The organism is Acinetobacter lwoffii, from assembly GCF_049367455.1.
Taxonomy (GTDB): Bacteria; Pseudomonadota; Gammaproteobacteria; order Pseudomonadales; family Moraxellaceae; genus Acinetobacter; species Acinetobacter lwoffii_W.
On record NZ_JBMPXW010000011.1, the window covers coordinates 201,909 to 215,382 of the forward strand.

A 13,474-nucleotide genomic window follows, 5' to 3' on the forward strand; every position below is an offset into this window, starting at 1 on the left:
TTGTCCATTCTAGAACAACATGCCAGCACCTCACTGACATGTTGAAAGGTAATCAATTCTTATTTAGTTGATTTGATAGTGAAACTATATTCACCATTCATGTTGTGACCATCTTTCCCCATTGTTGTCCAGACAACGGTATATTTACCTTTTTTCAGTTTCGGAAGAGCGACATCAAAGGATTTCTTTAAGTCATGAGTAACTTTATATTTTAAAGGAACATCTCTTCGCTGAGCATCCAGTAACTTAATATTCATCAACATAACCTCTGCACCAAAGTTAAGGGTCAAGTTCTTTGGTTGACTAAGGATAGATGCATTTTCCGCAGGAATCGCACTCACTAAACTCACATGTGCGAACGTAGTTGTAGTAGCCACAATCATCGTTGCAGCTACTACAACATTACGTAGAGCAGTCATTTTATTTTGAAATAATTTCATTTACGTTTCCTCTTGATTCGTTAGTTCATTAGAGATGACTTTATAAAATCTATATTTAATGAGACCACATCATCTCCTCTTATATTTCAATTATTAGTGAGAGACAGAAACAGAGCGATGACTTCAAAATTACATTTTTGTCATTTTTAAAATTTAAAATCTTTAACTATTAAAATAATCTTATTGAAAAATAATGATCATTTAACAAACAAATTATGTAGGTGGTTGATTTATGAAATGTAGTAATCATTTGTCTAAGAAAATAGTAGCTATTTAATTTTTTATATTTTAGTTTAAATATAAACATGTTATGTTTAATTTGATCTAATATAAATTTGTGGGCTAAGCACATGACTCAAACACGTCCAAGAATGACCAAATTATTTGAACAGCTTGGTTTAGCTTCTACTGAAGAAGCAATTGCAAAATTCATAGAGAGCCATCAGCTAGCTGGAGATGTTTTTTTAACACAAGCAATTTTTTGGACTGATGCTCAACGTCATTTTTTAGAAGAAAAACTACACTCTGATGGTGAATGGACGACAGTGATTGATCAATTAAATGAGTCTTTACATGAAAATTCAGTAAAATAATTTTCCGTTAGTATTAAGGATCTACATTCTTCCCTGCATTGAATACAACTCATTCATACAGTAGTACTGTTTTGGAGATGGAATCTCTATTATATAAGTAGTAGATTCCTTACTCTGAAATTTGGATTATAAACCCTAATATTAAAAATAATCTTCTTTACCTTCTATCTAATAAATATACCAATAAGTTTAATAATTAAATTATCCACCCTTTTTTCTATAAAAAACTATTTTGATCAACTGTATTTTTTCTTTAAAGTAATAACAGTGTAAATTACATTAAGAATGTATCTCTAACTAGCCTTGGAGTCATCTAATCATTTCATTTTTATTTTTTTTAAGCACATAAAATCATAACAACTTTAATAGTTTTAAAAGATTAATATTAAATAAAATTTTTGTCATCTCAGCATAGACTATATATTTCGAGAAGATCTCAAAATTACATTTTTGTCATTTTTAAAAATAATTAATTAATAGTGCTAAAATTTTTAAGAGAGACAGAGAATAACCAAAAATTTCATCAGTTTAGTAGTCAAATTCCTAGACTCTGTTCAGTACTAAAACATAGCTTTTACTTCCAAATTATTTAAAGGAAAAAATTATGATGAAATTCAAAAACATTTTTTTGGGCTTATGTATCGCAGCCGCGTCATTGAATACATTTGCACAGCAATCCGATGAACACAAAGATCACCACCCTGAAAAAACAGCACCATCTGCAGTAACAATTAAGCAAACAGTTACCAGCACCACTGCTACAGATAAAATGGCTGCAATGGATCAACACATGAAGGCGATGCAAGCCATGCATGAGAAGATGATGGCTGCAAAAACCCCACAAGAACGTCAGAAACTTATGGCTGAGCACATGAAACTCATGCAAGGAGGTATGAGTATGATGAAACAGATGGGCAGCCAAAGCATGAATGCAAATATGGCTGACCGTCAGCAGATGATGGAAAAACGTATGGACATGATGCAATCCATGATGCAGATGATGATGGACTGTATGCCTCCGTCAGCAACTAAATAGTTACCCATGAATTAGGGGAAAGCACCATGAATCACCAACACCAAGAAAATAATTCAGTACCTAACTTCTGGTCTACACGTTATGCCATTGGTCTAATCGTGCTGGGTGGTATCGCAGCTTATTTTCTATTAACGGAACATTTAGCCCACGTTATCGGTGCTTTGCCTTATTTATTCCTTTTAGCGTGTCCACTGATGCATATTTTTATGCATGGTGGTCATGGGCATAACCACTCGCAGCAAAAAAAATCCGATATATCTGATAACAAAAAATAGCTCTTATCAGGAGATCCATCATGAATCATGCGGAATCGGCTTATGGTTTATGGACGCTGGTTATCATTAACTCAGCAGTTTTTATCATGTTCGCTTTCAGTTTTTTTAGACCTTCCACTGCGCGCGATTGGCGTACATTTGGGGCCTTTTCGGCTTTTATCATTGCTCTATTTGTCGAAATGTATGGTTTTCCTTTAACCATTTACCTGTTATCTGGTTGGCTTCAAACTCGCTTCCCTCAACTTGACTTACTTTCTCATAATGCAGGTCACTTGTGGTCAACGCTATTAGGTGAAAAAGGTGATCCACATTTTGGCATTTTGCATATCGCCAGTTACGTTTTCTTGGGCTATGGATTTTACCTGTTATCAACGTCATGGCACGTGCTGTACAACGCGCAACGTCAGCATTCTTTAGCGATCACAGGCCCTTATGCACGTATACGTCACCCACAATACGTGGCTTTTGTGATGATCTTGCTGGGTTTTTTATTGCAATGGCCAACTTTACTGACACTGATTATGTTTCCAATCCTACTCTTAATGTACAGCCGCTTGGCAATTAAGGAAGAGGCTGAAATGAGTAAACAGTTTGGCGCTGTCTATGACAGCTATGCTCAACAGACTCCGAGATTTATTCCAAAATTCGGCCATAAAACCACTTTACCATAAGAGAATTATTTATGTCAGATCAAAAAAATCATAACCAGGACCATATGGCACAGGCTACAACAGACGTACTGAAAGACCCAGTCTGTGGTATGACCGTCACTGAAGAATCGAAATACCATGAGGAATTTAAGGGGAAAACTTACTTTTTTTGCAGTGATAAATGTCAATCAAAGTTTCATAGCAGCCCGGTGCAATATATCGCTAAACCCGCAACGACGACTGCCGATGCACATACACAGCATCATCAGACTGTTCAACACGTTAATGCGGCAAGCACAACAGGTACGACCATCTATACATGCCCAATGCATCCAGAAATCAGGCAAGATCATCCTGGAAACTGTCCTAAATGCGGAATGACACTGGAGCCACTCATTCCTGAATTAGAGGAAGATGAGAATCCGGAGTTACGTGATTTCCGCCGACGCTTCTGGTGGACACTGCCATTGACCATCATCGTGACTTTTTTGGCGATGTTTGGTCATCAAATGAACCTGTTCAATATGGCTGTTCAGAGCTGGATTGAACTGGTGTTGTCACTCCCAATTGTACTTTGGGCAGGTTGGCCATTTTTTTCCCGGGGTTGGCAATCGGTTGTGAATCGCAGCCCGAACATGTGGACGCTGATTGGTTTGGGCACTGGAGCTGCATTTATTTATAGTGTGGTCGCAACCATTGCACCGCAAATCTTCCCAGACTCATTTATTTCCATGGGTCGTGTCGCTGTTTACTTTGAAGCTTCAGCGGTCATCATTTCATTGACCCTACTGGGACAACTATTGGAGTTAAAAGCACGTTCGCAAACTTCTGCTGCAATTAAGTCACTCCTTGGGCTCGCTCCTAAAACAGCTCGCCGAATCCTGCCTGATGGAACTGAAGAAGATGTTCCTCTAACGCATGTCCATGTAGGAGATTTACTCAGAATTCGCCCAGGTGAAAAAGTGCCTGTGGATGGTGTAATCACTGAAGGAAGTAGTTCAGTGGATGAATCGATGCTGACAGGTGAACCTTTACCTATCACTAAACGTATCGGCGATAAAGTCATTGGAGCTACCCTGAATACCAATGGTTCATTGATCATGCGTTCAGAGAAAATTGGTTCAAGTACCATGTTATCCCAGATCGTACAGATGGTGGCGCAAGCTCAACGATCGAGAGCACCAATGCAACGTATGGCTGATCAGGTAGCAGGTTGGTTCGTCATGGCTGTAGTGACCATTGCCTTGCTTACCTTCTTTGGATGGGGACTATTCGGCCCAGAAGAATCAAGCTGGGTTTATGCATTAATCAATGCTGTGGCAGTACTCATTATTGCCTGTCCTTGTGCACTAGGCTTGGCAACTCCAATGTCTATCATGGTTGCGACGGGTCAAGGTGCTACTCATGGTGTGCTGTTCCGTGATGCAGCAGCCATTGAGAATCTACGCAAGATTGACACACTAATCATCGATAAAACAGGTACGTTAACTGAAGGACGCCCTGTATTCGATCGTGTAGTTGCCGCATCAGATTTTGACGAATCTGAAGTATTACGTTTAGCCGCCAGTCTTGATCAAGGCAGTGAACACCCGCTAGCCGAAGCGATTGTAAACGCAGCACACGAACGTGGCCTGTCTCTTGAAACACCAGATAATTTTGAATCGGGCTCAGGGATTGGTGTTCGAGGTCAAGTGGGCGATCGTCAGTTAGCTTTGGGCAACACAGCACTGATGGAGCAATTGGGTATCTCGGTACAATCTCTGATTCCGCAAGCCGAAGAGCTGCGTTCGGAAGGTGCAAGTGTGATGCATCTAGCCATCAATGGTGAATTGGCCGGTCTGCTTGCAGTATCCGATCCCATCAAAAAAAATACCCCAGAAGCACTTGCCACCCTGAAGGAAGCGGGTCTACGTATCGTGATGGCAACAGGAGATGGTCTCACCACTGCCCGTTCAGTCGCAGCACGTCTAGGCATTGATGAGGTACATGGCGAAGTCAAACCCGCAGATAAACTAGAACTGGTCAGCAAATTGCAGAAGGAAGGTCGCATCGTGGCTATGGCTGGTGATGGCATCAATGATGCACCAGCCTTGGCTAAAGCTGATGTCGGTATCGCTATGGGAACCGGGACTGATGTTGCAATGAATAGTGCCCAAGTTACGCTGGTCAAGGGAGATTTACGAGGGATTGCTGTTGCCCGTTCACTTTCGGAAGCTACTGTCGGCAACATGAAACAGAACCTCATGTTTGCTTTCCTTTACAATGCTTTGGGTATCCCTATCGCGGCTGGCGTACTATATCCATTTACCGGTTGGTTGTTGTCACCGATGATTGCCGCCTTGGCTATGAGTTTGAGTTCAGCTTCAGTCATCACGAATGCCCTTCGCCTGCGAAATAAAAAGTTATGATAGAGAGTTCTTTTCTTCCACCAGAGGTACCAGGTCTTATTGCAGCACTTGCCATCGGCCTGCTCATTGGTTTAGAACGAGGATGGCACGATCGTGAATTGCCCGAGGGCAGCCGAGTAGCAGGCCTACGTACCTTCACATTGACAGGATTGCTCGGAGGAGTGCTCGGTCATTTACAACCAAACTTCGGGCCTTGGCCGCTGGTCGCGGCCGTATTAGGGCTTTCCTTATTATTAACAGTGTCCTACGCGCGTACCGCAAAACTTTCCGGTAATCTAAGCGCTACCACGACGATCGCGATGCTGTTGACATTAGTTTTAGGTGCATATGCATCCCATGGTAATGTTACTTTAGCATTAACCGCGGCTGTAATCGTCGCTGTATTTTTGGATCTCAAGCCAACCTTACACGGTTGGCTACGCTTGATAGAGCATCGTGAATTAACCGCATCCCTGCAGTTGCTGGTACTTTCTGTCGTTATATTACCCTACTTACCCAATACGGGTCTGTGATGTGGTTCTAGGATTTTAGACCACGCCTATAAGTGATAATCTACTCCCCAATAAGCATGGGAAATGCTTGTTTTTGGAGTCAACCATGACACGAAGAAAACGTCGTAATCATTCAGCAGAGTTTAAAGTTAAAGTTGCTCTCGCAGCAATTAAAGGCGACCACACACTCGCTGAACTTTCTACTCAATTCGACTTACATCAAAACCAAATAATTGATTGGAAAAATCAACTGCTTGAGCAATCAATCAATATTTTTTCACGACCAACAGCACAACAAGAACCTGAGATTGACCTCAAAGCTCTACATGCCAAGATAGGACATCAGGCATTGCAAATTGATTTTTTAGAAGGTGCGCTCAGAAAAATAGGGCAGCTGAGCGGCAAAAAATGATCGATAAGACCCATCAACTTTCGGTACGACAACAATCGCAATTGATTCAAATCAATCGCAGTACGTTGTATTACAAGCCCAAAGAGATTTCATCAACTGATTTGAGTTTGATGCGTCTGATCGATGAAATTCATCTCGACTACCCATTTATGGGCAGTCGAATGATACGAGATATGCTACAGCGTCAAGGGCATCAAATAGGTCGGCGTAAAGTCCGACGTTTAATGCGCTTGATGGGAATACATGCCTTGTATCCAAAACCCAATACCAGTAAGCCTAATCTTGCACACCGTATTTTCCCATATCTGTTGAAAAACATGGTCATCGATCACTCTAATCAAGTCTGGTGTACAGATATCACGTACATTCCTATGGCTAAAGGCTTTGTCTATCTGTGTGCAATTATAGATTGGCATAGTCGTAAAGTACTGGCTCATCGAGTATCGATCAGTATGGAAACAGACTTTTGCATAGATGCGTTGCAAGAAGCAATTGTGAAATATGGTTGTCCTGAGGTGTTTAATACAGACCAAGGCAGTCAATTCACAAGCGAGGCATTTTTGAATGAGTTAAAATTGCGAAATATCCGTATCAGTATGGATGGGAAAGGACGATGGATGGATAATGTAATGATTGAGCGTTTATGGCGCAGCGTGAAGCATGAGGAAGTCTATTTGAAGGCTTACGATACGGTTAAACAAGCGAAACAATCAATTGCTGAATATTTGGATTTTTATAACATGATACGTCCTCATTCAAGTTTGAATAAGGCAACACCGGATGAATTTTATGATCAACATTTACTAAAAGTAATGGCAGCATAATTTAAATATTTAGAGCGGATTTATCACTTATAAAACTGAATTGAGTGGTCTAATTAACGGAACCACATTACTGGGACCTTTTGCTGCATTAAATCCTTACCAGTTATGGTGGGCAGTGATCCTGATTGCCGGACTCTCTCTGGCAGGTCATTTTGCCATGCGGCTCACCGGTTCAGAAAGAGGCATACTCTGGACAGGTCTATTGGGTGGTTTGGCATCTTCTACAGCTGCAACTGTCGCACTGGCACGCTATACACGCCAGCACCCCGTCATGGTCAGTGCTGCTATTTCTGGAACATTGGCTGCCTGTGGCATCATGTTTTTTCGTATGGTTGTGCTGATAGGCGTCATTGAGCCAGCATTGCTAAGCACTTTTGGTGGTGCAATGATGATTGCGGGAATCCTTCTGCTGGGTATGGCATTGTGGAGACAACGCCAAATTACCAGCGCTGAAAACAACGATCGAACAATAGAAGCAATGGCTCCTTTTGATCTTGGGACAGCATTCAGCTTCGCTGCTTTCCTGGCTGTCATGGCAGTCTTGGTTCCGGCAGCAAAACAATGGTTGGGCACCAGCGGCATCTTCGTATTATCGACTATTTCTGGGCTAGCAGACGTAGATGCTATTTTAGTCTCACTTACCCGCCTGCATAGTACTGAAGGCTTAACAACAAATGTGGCTGCTGTCGCGCTAGGGCTGGCCACACTGAGCAACATGTTAAGCAAAGCGACAATTGCATGGATGACAGGGGGGGGCACAGTTTGGCCGAGCTATCATATTTGGCTACACAATTGCCATGATAGGTGCTGGCGTAGCTCTGGCTCTCAGTTTGAGCTTTATGTAAGGTCAACTCGGGTAAATGGAAGATGTTCAAAAAATGAGTTAAAATGATTCCCCTTGCATGGATTCACTTTGAAAAACAATGGTAAAAATGATTCGACCATTGAGGGATTCAGCTTGGATGGTCGCCCCAAGCATATCAAGAATAGATTTGGTTATGGCTAATCCCAATCCCGTTCCTTCCTCTATCCTTTGTCTAGATGCATCTGTTCGATAAAATCGATCAAATAATCTGGATAGTTGTTCAGGAGAAATCTCAGGACCTTCATTTTCAATTGAAAACATTGTGTTATCTAAATTCTGTTGAATTTTTATGCGTATTGTAGAATTCTTGTTTCCATATTTAACTGCATTAGATAATAGATTGCTGAGTGCGCGACGTAACATAGCAGGATCACCTTTGACATTTCCAGATCCTGTTTGTTGAAGTATCATATTTTTTTCGGCAGCTAGCGCATCATAGAAATCAAATAAAGCTGTAACTTCTTTAACCAGGTCAATATCCTGTAAGTTCTGTAAATTTAAGCCATGTTCTGCTTTTGCTAAGAAAAGCATATCGGATACCATGCGAGCCAAACGTTCAAATTCTTCTAAATTAGAAAATAGTACTTCTTGATAGATATTAATATCTCGGTTACGTGCAAGACATACTTGAGTTTGAGTCATTAAGTTATTAATCGGTGTTCTAATTTCATGTGCTAAATCAGATGAAAAATCGGAAAGTTTTTCTAAAGCTGATTCTAGTCTGTCCAGCATATCATTGAAGGCGATTGCTAATGATTTTAGTTCTGTTGGTGTGTGCTCAACTTCTAAACGTTCTGAAAGATGTTGGGCAGAAATGCCTTCTGCGACCTGAGCCATTTTTTGCACGGGTCTTAAACCTCTCCAGGTTGCAAACCAGCCTAAAAACATTAAACAAATCGTTCCAGCTAAACCAATGTAAAAAAGTTGGCGCTTAAAATCATTTAAAAAATGTAGATGTTCTGAGGTATCGATCCCCACAATAATTCGTACAGATTGTATTACATTATTTTTATTCATCTCCGTGTTGTAGATGATGCCACGATAAGTCTTATCCTGAATTTTCCATTTAATCCAAGAGTTATTTGCAGACTTGGTTAAGTGTTGAGTATTAATTGTTGAAGGTGCTGAACTAAATAAAACTTTACCTGTCGGTCGTTCTATTTGAACCATAAGATCATGGTGTCCAACTAAAGCGTCTCTCAAATATAGATTAAGTTCTGGAGAGTTTTTAGGATTCTGTTGGATAAGATTCTGAATCAGCTGGATTTTACCTTCTAATTGGGTACGGTCTTGAGTCTCAAAATGATGTATTACCAATTTATTTATGAATAAGCCCATAATAATTAGAATGAAAATAGTAGATAATGAGAAAATAATACCGATCCGAAAACTGATCGCTTTGAATAAGTTATTATTCATCCTCTACCTCTAGTACATACCCCATTCCTCGAATATTCTGAATTAACTTAGGGGTAAAATTACTATCTACTTTATTTCTTAATCGTTTAATAGCGACTTCAACTACATTTGTATCACTATCAAAGTTCATATCCCAAATTTGAGATGCAATAAGTGCTCTTGGTAGAATTTCACCTCTTCTACGCATAAAAAGCTCCATAAGCGCAAATTCTTTAGCCGTCAGATCAATGCGTTGACCTGCTCGTGTTACCCGACGTTTTCTCAAATCAAGTTCTAAATCAGCAATCTTAATAATATTATTATCTTCTCTTTGTTGCCCTCGTCTAAGGAGCGTTTTTATTCGAGCTAGAAGCTCTGCAAAAGCAAAAGGCTTAACTAAATAATCATCAGCGCCTAGCTCTAATCCTTTTACTCGATCTTCGATTTGATCTCGGGCGGTAAGAAAAAGAATGGGCATTGTTTTACCGCTGCTACGAATATCATTGATAATATTCCAACCATTTAGTCCAGGTAACATCACGTCTAAAATAATTAAGTCATACTCTTCAGAAAGAGCTTGATGTTTACCCGTTAACCCATCTGTAACCCAGTCCGTAATATAGCCAGCTTCGGATAAACCTTGCTTGAGATAATCACCAGTTTTTTGTTCATCTTCAACTAATAGTATTCTCATCTCAGAATCCTAAGTTATTCATTAAAACTATAATAACGTTATAAAACATCTGATCGAGATAGATTACAAAAATGTCATTTTCAAGTCACTTAGATGTTTAGTGCTTCACTTTAGTGTAGTAGCAAGAAATTAACTTTTAGAGAAACTTATGAAAACTGTAGTGCGTCGTAGTCTAACAATTTTAATGTGTGCTGGAACTTTAATTGCTGGTACTCAATCTTGGGCAAAAGATGTATCAACCTCAAGTGCCACTAAAACGGTAAAAGCACAGGAACCTTGTACAAAACCTTGTAAAATGGAAAAAGATGACAAGACTCAGCAAGATCATAGTCAACATCAGTCTCCTAACTCATCTGACATGTCAAAAATGGATCATTCTATGATGAATATGGACCATTCTAAAATGGATCATTCAAAGATGAATATGCCTGGTAGCAATAAATAATTTTATAAATAGCGAGAAAGAAGTATTAAAGTTTATACTAAATATTTGCTTTATTACTTCAACCTTGACCTTTCTAAAGGTGAGATAGAATGTCAAAAAAGTTAAGTCATATACTCTTAATTGGAGTTGGTTTATTTTCATCAACTTGGGTAATGGCGGCAGTTAAAGAATATGATTTAACAATCGCTGAACAAACTGTAAATATCACAGGAAAACCAGTTGAGAGAATTACTGTAAATGGTAAATTCGTTGCACCACTTCTTGAATTTGAAGAAGGTGATGAGGCCGTTATCCGTGTTCACAATAAGTTAAAAAATCAGGACTCTTCAATCCATTGGCATGGCTTATTATTACCTGGAATTATGGATGGTGTACCTGGATTTAACAAATTTAATGGCATTGCCCCTAATAAAACTTATGAATATAAGTTTAAAGTCCGCCAAAATGGTACTTATTGGTATCATTCACATAGTAAAGGACAAGAACAAGACGGTTTATATGGTGCTTTTGTTATTTATCCTAAAGATAAAACTCCACTAACAGCTGCTGAAAAAACCGATAAAGATTACGTTGTTTTGCTTTCTGATTTTCATAATTCGACAAGTGATCAAATTATGAAAAATCTTAAAAAAGAAGCAGATTACTATCAGAACCGTCGCGAAACAGTATTCGATGTATTAAAACAAGTTAAACGTGATGGATTAAAGGCAACTTGGCAAGACCGCTCTATGTGGAATCAGATGCGGATGTTGAAAACAGATATGTCCGATGTGACTGGTTATACATTTTTAATGAATGGCAAAACACCTCAGCAAAACTGGACCGGTAACTTCAAAGCTGGTGAAAAAGTTCGCCTTCGTTTTATTAATGCTTCCGCTATGTCATTCTTTGATGTACGCATTCCAAACCTAAAAATGACTGTAGTCAGTGCTGATGGTCAACCTGTAAAGCCCGTTCCTGTAGATGAGTTCCGTATTGGTACTGCTGAAACCTATGATGTCATTGTGGAACCAAAACAAGCACATTACCAAATTGAAGCTGAATCTATTGATCGTACCGGTTTTTCAGTGGGAACATTACATGAAGAAAGCAGCCCAGCAGTCAAACAAATTGAGATGCCTAAATCTCGCCCTCGTGCTTTATTAACTATGGAAGATATGGGGATGAGCCATGACATGTCATCTATGAAAGATATGAATCACGATATGTCTTCTATGAAAGGTATGGATCATGATATGTCTTCTATGAAAGGCATGAATCACGATATGTCTTCTATGAAAGGTATGGATCATGATATGTCTTCAATGAAAGATATGAATCATGATATGTCTTCTATGAAAGGCATGAATCACGATATGTCTTCTATGAAAGGTATGGATCATGATATGTCTTCTATGAAAGGTATGGATCATGATATGCCGATGAATAGCGCTACTGTTAAGGCGGCTTCAGACAAGAATGATAATACCGTATTTGGATGGGCAAATGCTTCAACACCTGAAGGTAATAAAGCATTGCAATATAGTGATTTGCAATCGTTAGATCCTCAAAAAGACACTCGTGCAGCTGAACGTGAAATAGAGATCCGTCTTGGTGGAAACATGGAGCGTTATATTTGGACAATAAATGGTAAAAAATTTAATGAAGCCGACCCACTAGTGGTGAAGTATGGTGAACGTATTCGCTTAAAATTTGTCAATGACAGTATGATGGCTCACCCAATGCACTTACATGGCATGTTTATGCAGCTTGAGAATGGTCAGGATCCAAGCAATATGCCAAACAAACATACGGTAATTGTTCCACCTGGGAAAACGATAACCACTCTACTCACAGCTGATGAGTTAGGTGAGTGGGCTATTCATTGTCACCTGCTTTACCATATGAGTGCAGGAATGATGAATAAACTCATTGTAGCTCAAGTGGAAGATGGTAATTCTACAAAGACTGTTCCTCAGTCCCAAGTAAATGAGAAGGGAGTAAATCCACATGCACATCACTAATAATTTGTTTTCAAAAACAACTTTGATGATTGCGCTATTTGGATTATCAAATCTAACGTTCGCTAAAAATGAAACTCCTGTACAAGACAGTAATATTACAAAAAATATGAAAATTCTTTTACAGGAATCTGGAGGATTAAAGTATTCCCTTCAAGAGCGTTATCCAGAATATTATTCAATGGAAAATGCGAATATGGGGGATAAGAGTGTCCAGATTGCGCTTGAGAACTCTAACTCACCTCATGACAATCATCTTAAAGAACATGGTGGACAAATTTATCAAACGACAAAATTTGAAAATGAATGGATGGTTGATGAAGACGGTAAGGGCAACCTAGGAACAAAGTTTGAAACTTTAATTGGAACAGATGAAAATCGTCTATTTATTGAAGCCAATTCGGAAAAGTCAGAAAGTAATGATCCAAAATATGCTGTATCAGCACTTTATAGCCGTAACGTAGCCCCATTTTGGGATGTACAAGCTGGGGTAAGATATAGTGAAGATAAAAATAACAGCAGCAGCGATCGAGTGGATGGGGTTATTGGTATATTAGGTCTAGCTCCTTATTTCTTTGAAACACAAGCATATCTTTATGGCGGTGAGAATAATTTTTGGGGAGCAAGTTTTGAATTAGAACGTGATTTGCTTTTAACTCAGAAACTTATTACTCAACCTTATATCGAAGCAGATGTAATATTTAGCGATGATTCTAACTATGCTTCAAAAAACGGATTATCCGAATTGAAGACTGGGCTGAAAACTCGTTATGAGATTACTAAACGGATTAAACCTTTTGTTGATGTAGCTTATCAATATGAAAAGGGACAAAAGCTAACTTCTCTACAACAAGCGTCCAATTCAGAAAAAGGATGGTTGTATGGTGCAGGTATCGAGTTTGTTTTTTAAAAGCGATTTAAATAAAAATCAAAAATAGCAGTT

Annotated in this window: 12 protein-coding genes and 2 pseudogenes; 11 read left to right on the top strand and 3 right to left on the bottom strand. The window is 39.3% G+C overall.

The window, feature by feature from the left end:
- Positions 1–59: 59 nt before the first annotated feature.
- Positions 60–440, bottom strand: coding sequence for a copper resistance CopC family protein (locus ACO1B7_RS18000; protein ID WP_004681441.1), 381 nt, complete (start codon positions 438–440; stop codon positions 60–62).
- 350 nt (positions 441–790) lie between these two features.
- On the opposite strand from ACO1B7_RS18000, the gene ACO1B7_RS18005 reads away from it, so the two are divergent.
- The 8 genes and pseudogenes from ACO1B7_RS18005 to ACO1B7_RS18040 all read left to right on the top strand — a co-directional run.
- On the top strand, positions 791–1,033 hold the full coding sequence (locus ACO1B7_RS18005; RefSeq protein ID WP_004281876.1) for a DUF2789 family protein: 243 nt from the start codon (positions 791–793) through the stop codon (positions 1,031–1,033).
- A 604-nt stretch (positions 1,034–1,637) separates the two neighbouring features.
- Positions 1,638–2,069 (top strand): hypothetical protein, encoded by a 432-nt coding sequence (locus ACO1B7_RS18010; RefSeq protein ID WP_004695737.1) that lies wholly within the window; start codon positions 1,638–1,640, stop codon positions 2,067–2,069.
- Positions 2,070–2,095: 26 nt separating this feature from the next.
- Positions 2,096–2,344 (top strand): DUF2933 domain-containing protein, encoded by a 249-nt coding sequence (locus tag ACO1B7_RS18015; RefSeq protein ID WP_004695740.1) that lies wholly within the window; start codon positions 2,096–2,098, stop codon positions 2,342–2,344.
- Between the two features lie 20 nt (positions 2,345–2,364).
- Complete coding sequence (locus ACO1B7_RS18020) at positions 2,365–3,015, top strand: methyltransferase family protein (RefSeq protein WP_004281871.1); 651 nt, start codon at positions 2,365–2,367, stop codon at positions 3,013–3,015.
- Between the two features lie 11 nt (positions 3,016–3,026).
- Positions 3,027–5,402 carry a heavy metal translocating P-type ATPase gene (locus tag ACO1B7_RS18025; protein WP_312329225.1) on the top strand — a complete coding sequence of 792 codons (2,376 nt, stop codon included), beginning with the start codon at positions 3,027–3,029 and terminating at the stop codon, positions 5,400–5,402.
- Positions 5,399–5,911: pseudogene (locus ACO1B7_RS18030) on the top strand (MgtC/SapB family protein); the annotation flags it as partial. The gene ACO1B7_RS18025 and the pseudogene ACO1B7_RS18030, both read left to right, overlap by 4 nt.
- An 88-nt stretch (positions 5,912–5,999) precedes the next feature.
- Positions 6,000–7,129 (top strand): IS3-like element ISAcsp5 family transposase gene (locus tag ACO1B7_RS18035; RefSeq protein WP_155756875.1). Its coding sequence is split into 2 segments (ribosomal slippage): positions 6,000–6,252 and positions 6,252–7,129, totalling 1,131 coding nucleotides; the frame shifts between segments, so codons are not numbered across the junction.
- A gap of 64 nt (positions 7,130–7,193) precedes the next feature.
- A pseudogene (locus ACO1B7_RS18040) lies at positions 7,194–7,974 on the top strand (MgtC/SapB family protein); the annotation flags it as partial.
- A 38-nt stretch (positions 7,975–8,012) separates the two neighbouring features.
- On the opposite strand, the gene ACO1B7_RS18045 reads toward ACO1B7_RS18040, so the two are convergent.
- Together ACO1B7_RS18045 and ACO1B7_RS18050 are read right to left on the bottom strand one after the other, a co-directional pair.
- Positions 8,013–9,413, bottom strand: a complete 1,401-nt coding sequence (locus tag ACO1B7_RS18045) for a heavy metal sensor histidine kinase (protein ID WP_423090458.1) — start codon at positions 9,411–9,413, stop codon at positions 8,013–8,015.
- Entirely contained in the window at positions 9,406–10,086 is a 681-nt protein-coding gene (locus tag ACO1B7_RS18050; protein WP_004679347.1) for a heavy metal response regulator transcription factor, read from the bottom strand. Before ACO1B7_RS18050 ends, ACO1B7_RS18045 begins: the two co-directional genes overlap by 8 nt.
- A gap of 148 nt (positions 10,087–10,234) precedes the next feature.
- Between ACO1B7_RS18050 and ACO1B7_RS18055 the strand changes: the two genes are divergently transcribed.
- The 3 genes from ACO1B7_RS18055 (at position 10,235) to ACO1B7_RS18065 (ending at position 13,441) form a co-directional block, all read left to right on the top strand.
- Positions 10,235–10,531 (top strand): hypothetical protein, encoded by a 297-nt coding sequence (locus tag ACO1B7_RS18055; protein ID WP_005006338.1) that lies wholly within the window; start codon positions 10,235–10,237, stop codon positions 10,529–10,531.
- Between the two features lie 89 nt (positions 10,532–10,620).
- Complete coding sequence (locus ACO1B7_RS18060) at positions 10,621–12,534, top strand: copper resistance system multicopper oxidase (RefSeq protein WP_101235195.1); 1,914 nt, start codon at positions 10,621–10,623, stop codon at positions 12,532–12,534.
- Positions 12,521–13,441, top strand: coding sequence for a copper resistance protein B (locus ACO1B7_RS18065; protein ID WP_312329222.1), 921 nt, complete (start codon positions 12,521–12,523; stop codon positions 13,439–13,441). Before ACO1B7_RS18060 ends, ACO1B7_RS18065 begins: the two co-directional genes overlap by 14 nt.
- Positions 13,442–13,474: the final 33 nt, after the last annotated feature.

What these genes read in the sequence shown, in the direction of transcription:
- ACO1B7_RS18000 (WP_004681441.1), bottom strand. Translation starts at nt 440, where the DNA reads ATGAAATTATTTCAAAATAAAATGACTGCTCTACGTAATGTTGTAGTA.
- ACO1B7_RS18005 (WP_004281876.1), top strand. Translation starts at nt 791, where the DNA reads ATGACTCAAACACGTCCAAGAATGACCAAATTATTTGAACAGCTTGGT.
- ACO1B7_RS18010 (WP_004695737.1), top strand. Translation starts at nt 1,638, where the DNA reads ATGATGAAATTCAAAAACATTTTTTTGGGCTTATGTATCGCAGCCGCG.
- ACO1B7_RS18015 (WP_004695740.1), top strand. Translation starts at nt 2,096, where the DNA reads ATGAATCACCAACACCAAGAAAATAATTCAGTACCTAACTTCTGGTCT.
- ACO1B7_RS18020 (WP_004281871.1), top strand. Translation starts at nt 2,365, where the DNA reads ATGAATCATGCGGAATCGGCTTATGGTTTATGGACGCTGGTTATCATT.
- ACO1B7_RS18025 (WP_312329225.1), top strand. Translation starts at nt 3,027, where the DNA reads ATGTCAGATCAAAAAAATCATAACCAGGACCATATGGCACAGGCTACA.
- ACO1B7_RS18045 (WP_423090458.1), bottom strand. Translation starts at nt 9,413, where the DNA reads ATGAATAATAACTTATTCAAAGCGATCAGTTTTCGGATCGGTATTATT.
- ACO1B7_RS18050 (WP_004679347.1), bottom strand. Translation starts at nt 10,086, where the DNA reads ATGAGAATACTATTAGTTGAAGATGAACAAAAAACTGGTGATTATCTC.
- ACO1B7_RS18055 (WP_005006338.1), top strand. Translation starts at nt 10,235, where the DNA reads ATGAAAACTGTAGTGCGTCGTAGTCTAACAATTTTAATGTGTGCTGGA.
- ACO1B7_RS18060 (WP_101235195.1), top strand. Translation starts at nt 10,621, where the DNA reads ATGTCAAAAAAGTTAAGTCATATACTCTTAATTGGAGTTGGTTTATTT.
- ACO1B7_RS18065 (WP_312329222.1), top strand. Translation starts at nt 12,521, where the DNA reads ATGCACATCACTAATAATTTGTTTTCAAAAACAACTTTGATGATTGCG.